This is a genomic window from Nocardia sp. NPDC047648, from assembly GCF_040642815.1.
GTDB lineage: Bacteria > Actinomycetota > Actinomycetes > Mycobacteriales > Mycobacteriaceae > Nocardia > Nocardia gamkensis.
In genome coordinates this window covers 133814-150885 of the sequence record NZ_JBEYSX010000010.1, presented here as the reverse complement: position 1 = coordinate 150885, position 17072 = coordinate 133814, and the positions used below count along the sequence as shown (strand labels likewise).

The 17072-nt window shown below is 67.8% G+C and carries 11 protein-coding genes; 8 read left to right on the top strand and 3 right to left on the bottom strand.

Going from position 1 to position 17072, the window contains the following annotated elements:
* The first annotated feature begins 170 nt into the window (after positions 1–170).
* From ABZ803_RS21730 to ABZ803_RS21695, 8 genes are all read left to right on the top strand, one after another.
* Entirely contained in the window at positions 171–716 is a 546-nt protein-coding gene (locus ABZ803_RS21730; RefSeq protein WP_357041030.1) for an NUDIX hydrolase, read from the top strand.
* Entirely contained in the window at positions 713–3283 is a 2571-nt protein-coding gene (locus ABZ803_RS21725) for a DUF6049 family protein (protein WP_357041028.1), read from the top strand. The genes ABZ803_RS21730 and ABZ803_RS21725 overlap by 4 nt, the downstream gene beginning before the upstream one ends.
* 226 nt (positions 3284–3509) lie before the next feature.
* Positions 3510–7943 (top strand): lipid II flippase MurJ, encoded by a 4434-nt coding sequence (locus ABZ803_RS21720; protein WP_357041025.1) that lies wholly within the window; start codon positions 3510–3512, stop codon positions 7941–7943.
* 297 nt (positions 7944–8240) lie between these two features.
* Entirely contained in the window at positions 8241–8822 is a 582-nt protein-coding gene (gene sigM / locus ABZ803_RS21715) for an RNA polymerase sigma factor SigM (RefSeq protein WP_357041329.1), read from the top strand.
* A gap of 102 nt (positions 8823–8924) precedes the next feature.
* Positions 8925–9701: a hypothetical protein gene (locus tag ABZ803_RS21710; protein ID WP_357041022.1), complete on the top strand. Its 777-nt coding sequence runs from the start codon at positions 8925–8927 to the stop codon at positions 9699–9701.
* Positions 9702–9810: 109 nt separating this feature from the next.
* On the top strand, positions 9811–10827 hold the full coding sequence (trxB, locus tag ABZ803_RS21705; protein ID WP_357041019.1) for a thioredoxin-disulfide reductase: 1017 nt from the start codon (positions 9811–9813) through the stop codon (positions 10825–10827).
* 54 nt (positions 10828–10881) lie between these two features.
* Positions 10882–11214, top strand: a complete 333-nt coding sequence (gene trxA, locus ABZ803_RS21700) for a thioredoxin (protein ID WP_040871372.1) — start codon at positions 10882–10884, stop codon at positions 11212–11214.
* Positions 11215–11374: 160 nt separating this feature from the next.
* Positions 11375–12568, top strand: a complete 1194-nt coding sequence (locus ABZ803_RS21695) for an N-acetylmuramoyl-L-alanine amidase (RefSeq protein ID WP_357041016.1) — start codon at positions 11375–11377, stop codon at positions 12566–12568.
* A 66-nt stretch (positions 12569–12634) separates the two neighbouring features.
* Here ABZ803_RS21695 and ABZ803_RS21690 read toward each other — a convergent pair whose 3' ends face one another.
* From ABZ803_RS21690 to ABZ803_RS21680, 3 genes are all read right to left on the bottom strand, one after another.
* Positions 12635–13354, bottom strand: a complete 720-nt coding sequence (locus ABZ803_RS21690) for a GNAT family N-acetyltransferase (protein ID WP_357041326.1) — start codon at positions 13352–13354, stop codon at positions 12635–12637.
* A gap of 252 nt (positions 13355–13606) precedes the next feature.
* Positions 13607–14620 (bottom strand): ParB/RepB/Spo0J family partition protein, encoded by a 1014-nt coding sequence (locus ABZ803_RS21685; RefSeq protein WP_357041013.1) that lies wholly within the window; start codon positions 14618–14620, stop codon positions 13607–13609.
* 70 nt (positions 14621–14690) lie between these two features.
* The gene (locus ABZ803_RS21680; RefSeq protein ID WP_083864147.1) at positions 14691–15698 is read right to left on the bottom strand and encodes a ParA family protein; all 1008 of its coding nucleotides are present in this window, start codon (positions 15696–15698) and stop codon (positions 14691–14693) included.
* Positions 15699–17072 lie beyond the last annotated feature (1374 nt).

Genomic DNA, 17072 nt, shown 5'->3' with positions numbered 1-17072 from the left:
TTCGAGCGAAGCGAGACCGAGCATGCGCCGTTCGCGGCCCGGCTCGCGTTTGCGCGGCCGTCGCGTCCGCGACGAAGTCGCCAGCGGCGGTCGGGCAGACGCGAGCCATAAGGGGGCCGCGAACACGCCGCGACGCAGTCGCGGCAAATTCAACACAGTAGGATTGCCAGGTGTCTCCGGCCGATCGTGCGAACAGTCGACGCCGCCAGCCTCGGCGCCGCGGTTCGGCCGCCAATGCCGCCAATGCCGCCAAGCCGCGGATGCGTACGGTGCGGGAGACCTCGGCGGGCGGACTCGTCGTCGACGGCTTGGACGGTCCTCGGGAGTCGCGCAGTGCGGCACTCATCGGGCGCACCGATCGCCGCGGGCGGTTACTGTGGTCGCTGCCGAAGGGACATATCGAAGAAGGTGAGACCGCCGAGCAGACCGCGATCCGCGAGGTCGCCGAGGAGACCGGCATCAACGGTGTCGTGGTCGCCGAACTCGGCAGCATCGATTACTGGTTCGTGACCGATGGTCGGCGGGTACACAAAACGGTGCATCATTATCTGCTGCGTTCGGTCGGTGGTGAACTGTCCGACGCCGACGTGGAAGTGACCCAGGTCGCCTGGGTCCCGTTGAGTGAATTGGATTCTCGGCTGGCCTACGCCGACGAGCGGCGGCTGGCGGAGATGGCGAACAAGCTGATCGACCGGATGGAGACCGGCAAGCGATGACGCGTGGACTGTTCCGGATCTTCGTGGCGGTCCTGACCATCATCGGCCCGGTGACGACGCTGCCACTGCTCGATTCCGCCTCGGCCGCAGCGCAACCTACCGGGTCCGGCGCCTCGACGAATCCCAAATTCCTGAAGCTGTCTCTCGACTCGGTGACGCCGACCACGGTGACCACCGGCAGCGATTCGGTGCTGACGGTCTCGGGCACGGTCACGAATATCGGCGACCGTGTGGTGGACGACGTCAGCATCCGCGTCCAGCGGGCGGCGGCGATCACCGCGCCCGCCGGGTTGCGTGCCACGCTGCGCCTCGACGAGGTCAACTATGACGTGAACGGCGATTTCGAGGATGTCGCGCAGCGGTTGAATCCGGGGCAGCGCAAGCAGTTCACGCTCAGCATCCCGTTGCGCTCCGAGAGCGGCGCCACGTCGCTGGGCATCACGGAACCGGGCGTCTACCCGCTGTTGTTGAACGTGAACGGCGAACCCGCTTACGGCACGCAGGCCAGGCTCGACGACGCCAGGTTCCTGCTGCCGGTGCTCGGCGTGCCGCCCGTCGCGGGTGAAGAGGCCCCGTCGGTGACCGCGCCCACCCACGCCCCGGTGGCGACGACGCTGCTGTGGCCGCTGGCCGACCGGCCCAGGCAGGTCGGGGGCCATCCGGGCAGCGTGGACGGCAAGGTGGAGCTCACCGACGACGAATTGGCCGCTTCGCTCGGCAAGGGCGGACGTCTCGATCAACTGCTTGCCGCGCTGGAGGGGACGTTGAGCCCGGGCGCGGGCCGCAACGCCGATCTGGCTTCGGCCGTGTGCCTTGCCGTCGACCCAGACCTGCTGCTCACGGTGCGCGCGATGACCAGGGGTTATCGCGTGCTGGCCAGCCCGTCCGACCCGGACGGCGCGACCAGGGCGGGCGCGGGCGCCGAACAGGCCCAGACCTGGCTGGACCGGCTGCGCGCGCTGGCCGGATCGATGTGCACCGTGGCGCTACCGTTCGCGCAGGTCGATCTCACCGCGCTGGCCGCGGTCAACGATCCGGCACTGTCCGCGCGCGCGATCAGCGAACCGGCCGAGATCATCGACTCGATCCTTTCCACCCGGTCGGTGCGCGGGGTCGGCCTGCCGGATTCCGGCAGCATCGACGAAGGCGCGGGCCGGCTGTTGCGCAGCCACGGTTTCAGCACCGCAGTGCTCGCCTCGACGGCGGCGGTTGCGCAGGACAGCGTGAACTGGGCGCAGTCGAGTAGTGAGAGCCACCAGACCCCGGCCGGTGCGAGCGAGGCGGGAGCCACCGCGGACCCGGTCGCCCCCGAAGTGGTGCGGCTGCCCGAGATCACCGCGATCCAGCCAGCCACACCGGTAGCACCGCAGGTCACCGGTAGTCCGGCGCCGCCGGCCGCGGGTTCACCCGCTCCCGCCGCCGACCCGGCGCTGCACGCGGTGACTTTCGACATCTGGTCCGCGACGGCGCTCGCCGCGGTGGGCTCCAATCCGCCCACCCCGCCCTTCACTCCGTCCCGGGTCCGCTACGACGTCACCAACGACTCGCGTGCGGCCCGCCTGCAGGACGCTCTCGGGGCGATTTCGTGGAGCGCGCTGCACCCGGAGGCGAGCCGTTCGCTGTTGCTGGTCCCGCCACAACAGTGGGGTGCCAACCGGGACGAGGCGACCGCGCTGCTGCGTCAGGTCGACCAGCTGCTGCGCGGCAATCTCGCCACCGCGCGGCCGTTCCACGATCTGGTGGCGTTGCCGCCGGACCCGCAGCCCTACGCGCTGGACTATCTGTCGCAGGCCGCGCAGGACGCGGTGCCGGACCGGTTCCTGCCGCCCGCGCGCGAGCAGAGCCGTCGAATCACCGAGATGATGCGCGCGCTGGTGGACGTGCCGGAGGCCGAACCGACGCCGCACGACTTCCTCACGCCGCTGCGCGACGATCTGCTGCGGGTGCTCAGCCTCTCCGATCGGCGTGCCGGCGATGCCGCGCCGGCGGATACGTTCGCCCAGCGGCGGCTGGACCAGAACACACGGACGATGGACAAGCTCTATCGCTCGGTCACCGTGCTACCGCCGGGCGGGGTGTACACGCTCGCCTCCGAGCAGAGCCCACTGCTGCTGGTCGCGCGCAACGACCTGCCGGTGGCCATCCGGGTGAGATTCCGGATCGAGGCGCCGGCCGAGACGAAGATCACCGATCCCGGCGAGCAGCAACTCCCGGCGAACGGGTCGCGCTCCTTCCAGGTCCCGACCGAGGTGAGCGACAGCCGCAACCTGGTCATCCCGATCTCGCTCACCACACCGGAGGGCGTCGCGCTCGGCAATCCCACCCAGGTCTCGGTGCGTTCGAATGCCTACGGCAAGGCGTTGGCGATAATTACCGGATGCGCCGCACTCCTGCTGCTCCTGCTGGCCGGTCGCCGCTTGTGGCGCCGGTTCCGCGGACAGCCGGATCCGGCCGACGAGGGTTTCGATCCGGGCACCAGGCGCCGGGTCAACCGCTATCGGCGTGCGCGCCTGCGCGTGCTGCGGGCGCAGGAACAAGAGCAGGAGCAGTTGCAGGAGACGCGGTGAGCGATCCCGCTTCGATCCGGTCACGAAAACCGCTGCTACCTGCATTGATGTGGTGCAGTGCGGTGTCGTGTGGCACGGTGGAGGACAATCACGGTGTTCCCGAGCCGGTCCGGTCCGGACGGGAGCCACTGACAGAATGTTCGCCGACCACGGCGAAACTTTGCGGCGAGCCGCGGCTCACCGCACCGATGGGGGTGCGGATATCCCGGCTGGTACAGGAGGCATGATGAGCGACGATGACATATCGGCTCATCGCCCTCGACCAAGCGACCGGTTCGACGGTCCGCCGGTGCGCCGAGCGCCGGTCGCGCCGTGGGAACGCGGCCCGGCTCCGGCCGAAGCCGACCATCCGGACGTGAACGGCGGCCCGTACAACGACGAACAGGCACCGCTGGTGCCGCGGATCAGTCGTCCGCCGGCCGCACCGCAGCCGCGGCCGGGTCAGCGCATGCCTCCGCCGCCACCGCCCGGCGCGCAGCCGAGGCCGCCCGTGCCGCCACCGCCGCGCCCCGGCCCGGTGCCCAACCCGAACCCACGGCAGTATCCCGCTCCGCCGCCACCGGCGGGGCCCGGTCAACCGCGCCCGGTTCCGCCCGGTCCGGCTCGCCCGGGACCTGCGCCTTCCGGCCCTCCCGGCGGCGCTCCTCGGCAGGCGCCACCACGCGCGCCGCAGTCGGGCGCGATGCCGGCCGTGCCGCGTCCGCCTCGATCCGGCGCCATCCCGGCGGTGCCTCGGCCCCCGCAGTCGGGTCCGATCCCCGCCGCGCCGCGCCCGCCCCGCTCCGGGCCGATCCCGGTCGCCACGCCGGAGTCCGACCGCGTGCCGCCGCCGCGCTACGCCCCGCCGCAGCCACAGCAATTCCCGCCACCGCCGCGGCAACGGCCTGCCGGCCCGGTCCGGCACGACCCCGCCGAACCGGATCGCCCGCGGACCAGGGAGTGGCCCGCGGCCACCGACACCGCGGAGCCGCCGAAGGCGGACGAAGCCAAGCAGAGCGCGAACTCCCGGCTGCTCAGCGACTCGGGATCGATCGCGTTCGCGACGCTGATCAGCAGGATCACCGGATTCGGCAAGCAACTGCTGCTGCTGACGGTGCTCGGCCCGGCCATCGCCAGCGCGTTCACCGTAGCCAGCCAGATTCCGAACATGATCGCGGAACTGGTGCTCGGCGCCGTGCTCACCGCCATCGTGGTGCCCACGCTGGTGCGCGCGGAACAGGAGGATCCGGATCGTGGTGCAGCCTTCGTCCGGCGCCTGGTTACCGCGGCTTTCGTAGTCCTGGCCACCGCCGCGCTGTTGGCGACGGCAGCGGCGCCGGTGCTGACCACCCATGTCTTCCTGTCCGACGACGGCAAGGTCAACACCGCGCTCACCACCGCGCTGGCGTTCCTGCTGTTGCCCGCGATCCTGTTCTACGGCATGTCGGCGCTGCTCACCGCGATCCTGAATACCCGGCAGATGTTCAAGCCCGGCGCATGGGCACCGGTGCTGAACAACGTGGTCGTGCTCACAGTGCTCGGCTTGTACGTCCTCATGCCCGGCGAGATCACGCTGGATCCGGTCCGCATGAGCGACCCGAAGCTGCTGGTGCTCGGCGTCGGCGTCACGGTCGGCGTGGTGGTGCAGGCGGTCAGCCTCCTTCCGGCCATCCGCAGGGCGGGCATCGACCTGCGCCCGCTGTGGGGGGTCGACGCTCGCCTCAAGCAGTTCGGCGGCATGGGCGCGGCGATCATCCTGTACGTGCTGATCAGCCAGGCCGGCTTCGTGTTCGCCACGCGGATCTCGTCGCATGCCGACGCGGCGGGTCCGGCCATCTACAACAACGCGTGGCTGCTGCTGCAATTGCCGTACGGCGTGCTCGGTGTCACGGTGCTCACCGCGATCATGCCGCGGCTGAGCCGCAACGCCGCCGCCGACGACACGCCCGCGGTGGTCGACGATCTCTCCGCCGCCACCCGGTTGACCATGATCGCGCTGGTCCCCGTGGTCACCTTCCTCACGCTGGCCGGTCCCCAGGTCGGGCAAGCGCTTTATGGCTACGGCAACTTCGGCTCCGACGCCGAACGCCTCGGCCTCGCGGTCAGCTGGTCGGCGTTCGCGCTGATCCCGTACTCGCTGGTGCTGATCCACCTGCGGGTGTTCTACGCCAGGGAGCAGGCGTGGATTCCGACCTGGATCATCCTCGGCATCACCGCCGCCAAGATCGTCTTCTCCGCGCTGGCCCCGGTGATCACCGACGCGGAGCACGTGGTGATCGCGCTCGGCGTCGCGAACGGCCTCGGGTTCACGGTCGGCGCCGTGGTGGGTGGTTGGCTGCTGCACCGCAGCCTCGGTGATCTCCGGATGGCCAATGTCGGCCGCACAGTGACCCGTGTCGTGCTTGCGTCACTCGCGGGCGGCGCGGTGATGTGGATCGTGGATCGGGTACTCGGCCTGGATCGACTGACCGCGTCCTTCCACGGCCCGGGATCGCTGATCCGGGTGGCGATCACGGCGGTCGTCATGTTCGCGGTGGCCTTCGGCCTGATGCGACTCGCCGGGATCCCGGAGATCGTGGCGATCACCGTGGCCATCTCCCGGCGGCTCGGCTGGACCCCGCCCGCGCCGGATCTCGACCTGGAGAGCCCGGTCGAAGATCCTTATGTCACGCAGGTGCTCCGCAGGCCCGACCCCTACTTGGCGTACCCGCGGTTCGATCCGTACATGGACGCCCAGACCATGGTGTTGCCGGTAATCCGAGCCGATGCCGTTGACCGCACCGGCATGGGTGAGTTCCCGTACCCTGTTCGGCAGAGAAGCACAAGTGGCGAATTCGCCGGAACCTCGACATATCAGGGCGAAGGAGGACCGAGGGTGAGCGACGACGCGGTGGGCGGCGTCCCGGCCGCCGATTCTTCTGCGACCACGCCCGGCGGACTGTCCACCGATGTACCGCCGACCGCGGGGGAGCCGTTGGATCCCGCGTACGCGAACAAGGAGCCGGGTACGGCTCCGCCGGAACAGGACGCGGCGAGACCGCAGGAGAATCAGCTGCCGCCAAGGGATCCGATGTACGACACCGGGATGATCCCGGTCGGCTCGCCGGAGATGCCGCCGATGGGCGGCGAGAACTTGGGTGCACGGCGGATTCCGCGCGGCCCCAAGCTCATTCCGGGCGCTTCGGTGGCAGGCGGGCGTTACCGTCTGCTGGCGGGCCACGGCGGCGCCCGCGGCTTGAAGTTCTGGCAGGCGCTGGATATCAAACTCGATCGCGAGGTCGCGCTGACCTTCGTCGACGCCGACCAGAAGGCGACGGAGAACTCCGGGCAGGACGGTCCTCAGGCGATCCTGTCCCGGACGTTGCGCCTCGGCCGGATCAACTCGCCGGGCCTCGCCCGCGTTCTGGACGTCGTGCGCGGTAGCTCCGGCGGCATCGTGGTGGCGGAGTGGACGCCGGGTCGCTCGCTGCGCGAGATGGCCGAGACGGTGCCGTCACCGATCGGCGCGGCGCGGGCCATCCGCGCCCTCGCCTCGGCGGCCGAGCTGGCTCACCGCGGCGGTGGCTCGCTGTCCATCGATCATCCCGACCGGGTGCGCATCAGCGCCTCGGGTGATGCGGTGCTCGCCTTCCCCGGCACTCTGTCCGACTCCGACGCGCAGTCCGACGTGCGCGGTCTCGGCGCGATGCTGTATGCGCTGATCACCGCCCGCTGGCCGATCCGCTCGGGCGGCGTCAGCGGATCCGCGGCGACCGTCGGCGGGCTCCGGTTCGCCGACTTCGGCCCGGACGGCACTCCGGTGGAGCCGCGCCAGATCCGTCCCGAGGTGCCGTTCGAGATCTCCGCGGTCGCCGTGCGCTCCCTGGAGTCGAACAAGGGCGTGCGGACGGCGGCGACGGTCCAGCATGTCCTGGAACAGGCGTCGGTGGTCGATCAGAAGACCGATTTCATTCCGGTGCTCCGGCTCGGCCAACGCGCGCCCGCGAACATGGACGACTCGCTCGCCGATCCCGAACTGCTCGCGGCCGAACGCGAGCGCTCGCAGCGGATGATGTGGATCATGGTCGGTCTCGGCATCCTCGCCGCGCTGGTGGTCGGCGTCGTCATCTGGTGGATGGTCAGCTTCTTCGCGCCGACCGCTTCGGATGCGCCGCTGAACGAACAGCGCAATATCGGCCTGACCACGAACAATCAACCGGTTCCGACGCCGGCGGCCGCGGGCCCGAACCTCACGTCGACCGGTGTGCCGGTTCCGGTGACCGGGGTGTCGGTGTTCTCCCCGGAGGGCACCGCCGACGGCGTGGCCAACGTCCAGGCGGTGCTGGACAACGATCCGGGCACCCAGTGGCGCACCGATCAGTACTTCCAGCAGTTCCCGGCGCTCAAGAAGGGGGTCGGGCTGCTGGCCACGCTGCCCGCCCCCGCCAAGCTCACGAATGTCTCGATCAACTCGCCCAGCGCGGGCACGTCGGTGGAGATCCGCACCTCGCCCACCGGCTCGCCGACGCTGGATCAGACCCAGCTGATCGGTTCCGCCCGGCTGGACAACGGCGTCACCGACATCCCGGTGCGCGCCGACCAAGCCGCACGTTACGTTCTCGTCTGGATCACCGGACTGGGGAATTCCGGAGGACAGTTCCAGACGGCTATCGCCGACATCCGTTTCGACGCCGCGCCCTAGCCCGGCTCCACCTCTGCCGCACATTCCTTCGTGCGGGCCACTCGTTGCGCGACGTCGATCGTCGCGTATTCCGCCGTACGCCGGCCGCTCATCTGGTTGCTGCCAAAACGTTACGGACGATATGATCTTGGAGCGCTCTCAGCAGGGGAGTTCCAGGTGCGGGCGTTTCAGCCCTGGATGCTGCGAGATCTCGGTGATGGTCAACCATGCCCGTTGCCGCCGTGAGGGCCGTCCAAGGGGTTGGCATTGTCGTCCGAAGTGAACGAGGAGCTGGGCAGGGGGGCGTCGCGGCCGGTGATGTGTCACGAGCGTTCCCTCGTGCTCGGTGAGTGCACCGATGTGGAGTTGTTGCAGGCGCATGTGAGTGGTCGGCGGCATGCGTTCGCCGAGTTGCTGCGCAGGCATAACGATCATCTGTGGCAGACGGCGTTGCGCACGTCGTATACGCGTGAGGACGCTGCTGATTCGTTGCAGGACGCGTTGTTGTCGGCGCATCGCACCGCGGGGGCGTTTCGGGCAGAGTCCCAGGTGCGGAGTTGGTTGCATGCGATCGTTGTGAACGCGTGCCTGGATCGGATTCGTCGCAACAAGACCAGGCGCGCGTTGTCTTTGTCGCCGGAGTCGATGCCCGAGCCGAGGGATGAGCGCGATGAGATGGCGGCGGTAGAGATGTCGATGGTCGTCGATCGTGCGTTGTTCTCGTTGCCGCCGGAGCAGCGGACGGCGTTGGTCGCGGTGGATATGGAGGGGTATAGCGTGGCCGAGGCGGCCGCGTTGCTGGGTGTACCGGAGGGAACGATCAAAAGCAGGTGCGCGCGCGGGCGGCAGCGGCTGAAAGAGCAATTGGATTATCTGCGTGATCCGGGGAACCGGAGGTAGTTGGGATGCGTCATTAATAGTGACGAACCACTGAACGATTCAGAGGCAGGTCCCGTCGGCGAGGGGATCCCCGCGATGTCAGATGCGAACAACGGAGGTGCGATGGCTACCCGGTCGGTGCCGCAGCCTCCGTTCACGCCCGAATTGCTGGCCGACCTGCATGCCGACAATGTGACATCGGCGCAGCAAGAGCAGCTGTGGCCCGCGGTCTCGCGCGACCCGGAGGCAGTGCGGTACCTGGACGCGTTGGACGAGGTCACCACCGAGTTGCGTGCTCTCGGCCGGGATGAGCACATCATCCATTCGATGCCGGAGGACGTGGCGGCCCGGCTCGCTCTGTTCATCGATGAACTGGAACCGCCCGCGGAGAACGCCACGGTTCACGAGCTTTCCCCCGCCCGGGCGCGCGAATCCGCTGCGGCAGCAGAGGTTTCCGATACCGCGCCGGTGGTTCTCGATGAGCATCGGCGCGGCAGATCCCGCTGGCTCGCGGCGGCGGCCGCGGCGATCGTCACGGTGGCGGGCGCCGGTGCCTGGTTCTCGACGTCCTTCGACGGCGATGCCCCCGCGCCCACGGCACAACCGACGCCGGTGAACGACGACTGGGGTGACGATCTCAGCGCCACCATGGCCCTCAGCGCGCTCGGCAGGAACAATGTCACCGGATCGCTGGCGGGCCCGGAAGCGCTCGAACGTTGTGTCCGGGCGAACGGTCTCGACCGCACCGTGCTCGGTTCGACCGACATCAGATTCCAGGGCGGCAACGCGGTGCTCATCCTGCTCAACGGCCCGCAGCCGCCCAAGATCACCGCGCTGGTGGTCGGCACCGGCTGCGGCACCGGCGACCCACAGCGCAAGGCATTGCAGGACATCGGCTGACCTTGCGATCTGCGCCACGCACACGGGTGTGACCCGGACAAGCCGGGAACAACAGCCATTACCCTGTTGTTGACCGACACGTCCGATCGAATCTTCCCGGAAGGGCCCCATGAGCGAGCGTAGCGAGCAAAGAAACGACACCGGCACGCCAGTTCGCGACCTGATCATCATCGGCTCCGGACCCGCCGGTTACACGGCCGCCGTCTACGCGGGCCGTGCCGAGCTCCAACCGCTGCAGTTCGAGGGGACCCAGTTCGGCGGCGCGCTGATGACCACCACCGAAGTCGAGAACTTCCCCGGCTTCCGCGGCGGCATCATGGGCCCTGATCTCATGGAGGAGATGCGCGAGCAGGCCAAGCGGTTCGGCGCGGATATCCGCACCGAGGACGTGGATGCCGTCGACTTGACCGGCCCGATCAAGAAGGTCGTGGTCGGCGGGGAAACCTTCGAGGCCTACGCCGTTATCCTCGCCATGGGCTCGGCCGCACGCTACCTGAACGTTCCGGGGGAACAGCGCTTGCTCGGCCGCGGTGTCAGCGCCTGCGCCACCTGCGACGGTTTCTTCTTCAAGGGCCAGGACATCGTGGTGGTCGGCGGCGGCGATTCCGCGATGGAAGAGGCGACCTTCCTCACCAAGTTCGCCGCCAGCGTCACCATCGTGCACCGCCGCGAGGAGTTCCGCGCCTCCCGCATCATGCTGGAGCGGGCGAAGGCGAACGAGAAGATCAAGTTCGCGCTCAACGCCGAAGTGGTCGAGGTGCACGGTGAGACCAGCGTCACCCACCTGACCCTGCGCGACACCAGGACCGGCGAGACCTCCGAGTTGGCCGCCACCGGCCTGTTCGTCGCGATCGGCCACGACCCGCGCAGCGAACTCGTCAAGGGCCAGGTCGCCTTGGACGACGAGGGCTATGTACTGGTGCAGCACCCGACCACCGCCACCGAGATTCCCGGCGTCTTCGCCGCAGGCGATCTCGTCGACCACACCTACCGCCAGGCGATCACCGCCGCGGGCACGGGCTGCCGGGCGGCCATCGACGCCGAGCGCTGGTTGGCCGACCAGGGCGACATCACCGCGAACACCCTCGCCCACGCGGGTGAGTCGGTAACCGTCCCCGCCAACTGAGCTCGCGCGAACGAGCAACACCTTTCATCTCGCTGTATCGCAAGGAGAACACCCATGCCCGAGTCCGCCAACACGGTCACCGTCACCGACGCGTCCTTCGCCGACGATGTGCTGTTGAGTGAGAAGCCCGTCCTCGTCGATTTCTGGGCGGACTGGTGCGGACCGTGCAAGATGGTCGCGCCCGTCCTGGAGGAGATCGCGGCCGCGTACGCGGACAAGCTGACCGTCGCGAAGGTGGACGTGGACGCCAACCCGAGCACCGCCCGCGATTATCAGATCCTCTCGCTGCCCACTATGATGCTGTTCCGCGGCGGTAAGCCGGTCAAGCAGATCGTCGGGGCGAAGGGCAAAGCGGCTCTTCTGCGCGAACTCGAAGACGTCATCTGACGGCGCGATCCGACGACGCGCCGTACGATGCCTGGACCCGGGGATTGTCGAAACCCGGTCCGGGTCTGAGACAATCGACCGACGTTCCGGTCGTGCGAAGGTGTATCCCATCGCATGAGTGGGTACCCGCGGGTTTGACGGAAGGAAAGGGCTCTCACGCATGCACCGACTTCGTCACGGCGATTCCGGTCCAGCCGTAGCAGAGGTTCGGAGCACCCTGGCAAGCCTCGGGTTCCTACACGCGCATATCGCTACCGACCACGCGGACACGCGCGAGTATTGGAAGGACACCGAGGTCTCCTTCGACCACCACCTCGACTCCGCGGTTCGCGCATTCCAGCAGCATCGCGGCTTGCTCGTGGACGGCGTGGTCGGCCCGGCTACCTACCGGGCACTGAAGGAAGCGTCCTACCGGCTCGGCGCGCGCACGCTGATCTACCAGTTGTCCGCGCCGCTGTACGGCGACGATGTGGCCACGCTTCAGCGCAGGCTGCAGGACCTCGGCTTCTACGTGCACCGTGTCGACGGCTACTTCGGTCCGCACACCCATGACGGCTTGACCGCTTTCCAGCGGGAGATCGGGCTGTCCGCCGACGGCATCTGCGGTCCGGACACCCTGCGCTCGCTGGATCTGCTCGGCGCCAGGGTCACCGGAGGCAATCCGCACCGGATCGCCGAGGAAGAGGTGGTGCACCGGGCGGGGCCCCAGCTGACGGGCAAGCGGATCGTCATCGATCCGGGTCTCGGTGGTCCCGACAAGGGTTGCGCCGTGCCCTCCGAATACGGTGAGGTCTACGAGTCGGAAATCCTGTGGGACCTGGCCAGCCGTCTGGAAGGGCGGATGGCGGCCACGGGCATGGAGACCTTCCTGTCGCGTCCGTGGGGCGCCAATCCCACCGACGCCGAACGCGCGGACACGTCCAACGCCTTCGACGCCGACTTGATGATCTCGCTGCGCTGCGCCACCAACCCGAGCCCGCTGGCCAACGGTGTGGCCGGGTTCTACTTCGGCAACTCGCACGGCTCGGTGTCCATGATCGGGCAGGTGCTGGCCGGGTTCATCCAGCGGGAGGTCGTCGCCCGAACCTCTCTGCAGGACTGCCGAACCCATGCGCGAACCTGGGATCTGCTGCGTCTCACCAAGATGCCCACCGTGCAGGTCGACATCGGTTATCTGACCAACGAATACGATGCCTCGGTGCTCACCAACCCGCGTATGCGCGACGTGATCGCCGAAGCCATCTTGATCTCGGTGAAGCGGCTGTACCTGCTCGGACAGGACGACCAGCCGACCGGTACCTACACGTTCGCCGAGCTGCTGGCCGAAGAACTGGCCGCCGCCGACCGTATGTAGCCTCGGCTTTCTCGCAACGAAACGCCCCCTTCCGACTCCTCGGCAGGGGGCGTTTCGGCGTTTGTGTCAGCGCGCCCCGATGCGGGTCGGCGCGGTCATCGATGCCGCCGCGAGCAGCTGATCCAGCGCCCGTTCGACGTCTTCCTTCCAGCCGTGGTCGGAGTCGAGTTCCAACCGCAAGCGGGGGAATCGGTGGTGCTGGGCCACGACCTCGAAGCCGACATCCTCCAGGAAGTCGGCATCGATCATGCAGCTCTCGGGCGAGCACTCGGTCGTCGCGCCCGCCCCTTTGATCGGCGCGACGATCCGCTCGAGCAAGGTCATCGAGCCGGATCGCTCCGCGAGTGCCTGCGTCGCAGGGTCGGTACGGATACCGAACGCTTCCAGAGCGCGCACGCCACGGCGCACCAGATCGGCTACCACGGCCTGGACCAGGCGGTGGGCTACATCGACGCCCTGATACGGAAATTCGGCCCGCAGCGTGGTCAGCAGGACCGCGTCCGGGCTTACGGGGGAGGTGGGGAAGAGCGCGGCCCGAGGTACCACCCTCGGCGGTGCGTAGAAGGCACAGCCGGCGACGCTGCCGTCGACGTTCGCCACCTGTCCGCACGAACCCCACTCCAGCATGACCGTGGACAGCCAGGCTTCCTTCTCGAACACCGGATCGCTGAAATTACGCGAGTCCTCCGCCACCGCGGGGTCCATTTCCCAGAAGACACAGCGCCGCGCATGCGCGGGAAGCTTTTCCAGTCCGCCGAGGGTTAGTGCTGTGACGCTGGTCGACACCGCTCTGCTCAGCCTCCAGCTGTCCGATTCATCCACGCTCACGTCGCATCAAAGTCTGCTCGCCAGCAAGAATAAGCGATCAAGGGGAACCCGCCTCATTCCATGTCGCTGTGCTGTTGGTCAAAAGAACTTGTGTCGCTTCGCCGGGAGCGACCCGCGCTCCACGACCGCGCGAAACCCCGCCGTCACAGTGACGTTTCGGCCGGGAACCCGCTACCTATCGAAAACACAAGTTTAATTTCGTCACTTCTGTCACACCTGGGGCGCGCTCTGCTCCATCAGGGCGACGATCCTTTCGAGGTCTTCGACCGACCCGAACTCGACGACGATCTTGCCTTTGCGCTTGCCCATACTCACGAGGACCCGGGTGTCGAAGGAGCCGGACAGCCGATCGGCCACGGCTTGTAGGCCTGGCATCTCGATCGGCTTGCGACGGACGACGGGAGAGGGCGCGGCCGCGTCCTGCTCTCGGTTCGCCAGCATGACAGCTTCCTCGGTGGCCCGGACCGAGAGTCCCTCGGCGACGATTCGGGCGGCGAGCACCTCCTGAGCGTCCGCACCCGCTTCGAGTCCGAGCAGTGCTCGCGCGTGCCCGGCGGACAGTACGCCCGCCGCGACCCGGCGCTGCACCGGGATCGGCAACTTCAGTAGACGGATCATATTCGTCACAACCGGTCGAGAGCGGCCGATTCGCGATGCCAATTCCTCGTGGGTGACGTCGAATTCCTCCAGCAGCTGCTGGTAGGCCGCCGCCTCTTCGAGCGGGTTCAGCTGCACCCGGTGGATGTTCTCCAGCAGGGCGTCACGCAACATCGACTCGTCCGCGGTCTCCCGGACGATCGCGGGAATGGCGGCCAGGCCCGCTTCCTGGCATGCTCGCCAGCGCCGCTCGCCCATGACCAGCTGATAGCGGTCCACGCCCGGCTCGGTCCGGCGCACCACGATCGGCTGCATCAGACCGAATTCGCGGATCGAATGCACCAGCTCGGCCAGGGCGTCTTCTTCGAAGACCGTGCGCGGCTGCTTCGGATTCGGCTCGATCTGGTCCGGCGGGATCTCCCGGTAGATGGCTCCGCCGGCCTCGAGTTCGGCGTCGTCGGCCGGATCCGGTACCCGATGCAGATAGGTGGAAGGGGGCTGCGGCCCGACCGGATCCAGACCGATGACACTCGCAGCGGCGCTGCTGAGGCCTGGAGCGGCCGTCGGTGTCGTCGGAATCAGCGCGGCGAGACCGCGCCCGAGCCCACCCTTCTTCGCCTGACTCATAGGTCTACCGACCCCTTCCTCGTTCCGCCACCAAACCGGACTGTGCCGGGTGCCGACCCGGCCCGGCGAGTCACTCCGCCGACTTCGTCGCGGCGACGCGCGGGACCGCGCGGGCCGCCATCTCGCGTCCGGCATCCAGGTAGCTCATCGCGCCCCGGGAGCCTGGATCATAATCGAGCACCGTCATGCCGTAACCCGGCGCCTCCGACACCTTCACACTGCGCGGGATCACCGACCGCAGCACGACATCGCCGAAGTGCCCGCGGACCTCCTCGGCGACCTGGTCGGCCAACTTGGTGCGACCGTCGTACATCGTGAGGATCACGGTCGAGACGTGGAGTTCCGGATTCAGGTGCGCCTGCACCAGTCCGATATTGCGGAGCAACTGACCGACGCCCTCCAGCGCGTAGTACTCGCACTGGATCGGGATCAGCACCTCCTTCGCCGCGACGAGCGCGTTCACGGTCAGCAGACCCAAGGAAGGCGGGCAGTCGATCATCACGTAATCGATGTCGTATCCGGCGATGTTCGCCTCTTGGATCGCGGCTTTCAGCCGACCCTCCCTGGCCACCATCGACACGAGTTCGATCTCGGCGCCCGCCAGATCGATGGTCGCGGGGATGCACAGGAGACGCTCACTGTGCGGGCTCGTCTGGATCGCGTCTCTCACCGAGACCTCGCCGATGAGCAACTCGTAGCTGGAGGGGACGCCCGAATGGTGCTCGATACCCAGGGCGGTGCTGGCATTGCCCTGCGGGTCGAGATCGATCACGAGAACCGTCATCCCCTGATGCGCCAGGGCAGCCGCCAGATTCACGGTGGTGGTCGTCTTCCCGACCCCGCCCTTCTGATTGGCGATCGTGATGATGCGTTGCTCGTGCGGTTTCGGCACAGTCACCTTTCCTGGATGGAGGACCTGACTTGCACGTTGCGCTTCGGCAGCGATCGGGGTCTCACTGGGGGAGATGTGCCCGAACGGCGTATTTCCGAATGCCTCCGCGTCGAAATTGCTGGAGTCCAGCATCCCCGGCACGCGCGACGTTGTTTCCCGTGAAACATTCGCCGGACCGCTCGACATAGACAGCTCCTAACCCGAGAAACTTCAGAACACGTACGCGCGATAGGACAGATCGGCGCCGTGCCAGCAACAGCCTTTGTCGGATCGAACACGATGCACAACCGGGTCCGCGGCGCCCGATCGACCGAGCGGAGCTCCTCGCCGCTGTGACAACCAGATCCCTCCGTGGCACCTACGCTCACGCCCGACGGTCACTAGCTTGCCAGCACTGAGCGGTTTAAGAAAGCTGAATCGCGGCGAGGCGCAAAGCGACACGCGAATCCGCACGAATTCACTCCGCCACGCGCGCTGTTTCACATGAAACATTGGCCGCGAATCAGGGGCGGGGCGGTTCGACCCGACGCGGCGGACTGAGCATCGAAGTCCGGACAGCTGGGATGCAGCGACGGTTTGGCCAGCCTGCTTGCGGCCGCCTCGACGAGCGTTCTCCCCTCCAGCGGATGCTTCTTCGTTCTGCGGGATGGGCCGCCGCCAGGTCACGAAGGTGGCGGACGACGAAGCGATGAACGTTGCAGCGGCCGATGGCGATCACGGACAGGGGATTCCACTATGCCTGGGAGTGCACCGGTGTCGGGTGCCTGAATCGTGCTCGCGTCGTGCTGGGGCTGCTGAGCGGAAACGGGCGAGTGCTCCATTGCGCGCTGTACTAAGCCATCGGCGTTCCGCTTGGGATGCGGCAGCGATCGAGTGTGGCAGAGGCGGAGAAGTGCTACGCCGGGAAGGCTGGAGCATACGCAGCCGCATCGCCAACGGAAGATCGGCCGTCGACGATCCGAGTTGAAGGGAGGTATCAGCCACTACGGTTCCGCCGTCTGCTCATCACCACACAGCCGATGTTTCACGTGAATCATCGTGTGCCGCAGTCTCCAAGCTTGCGCACGCAGCGCCCGCAGATGGCCTACCGTTCGCGACTGGGTGCGCTGGTTGCGCCGCCGGCAAACAACCATTCTCCAGCGTGGCGTTTGCTCCGGGGGAGGGCAACCACTTCGGGCCCGACTGCCTGTCCATTCAGAAGACTTGCTTATCGCGGGCACAGCCGCATCCTCGTGTTGTATGCCCACCCCACTGCCCGCCATCGCTGCCCCTGCGCCCATTCGCACCCTCGCCCTCTCGCGCCCTGCCCCTTTCGCGACTTTCGTTCGTACGTGCCCTTCACCCGGGCGCGCTCTTCACCTTCTGCGATCTCTGCTCGTGCGCGCTCGTCCGTGTGCTCCGCTGGTCTGTGTGCTCCGCTGATCTGTGTGCTCCGCTGATCTGTGTGCTCCGCTGATCCGTGCACTCCGCTGATCCGTGCACTCCGCTGATCCGTGCACTCCGCTGATCCGTGCACTCCGCTGATCCGTGCACTCCGCTGATCCGTGCACTCCGCTGATC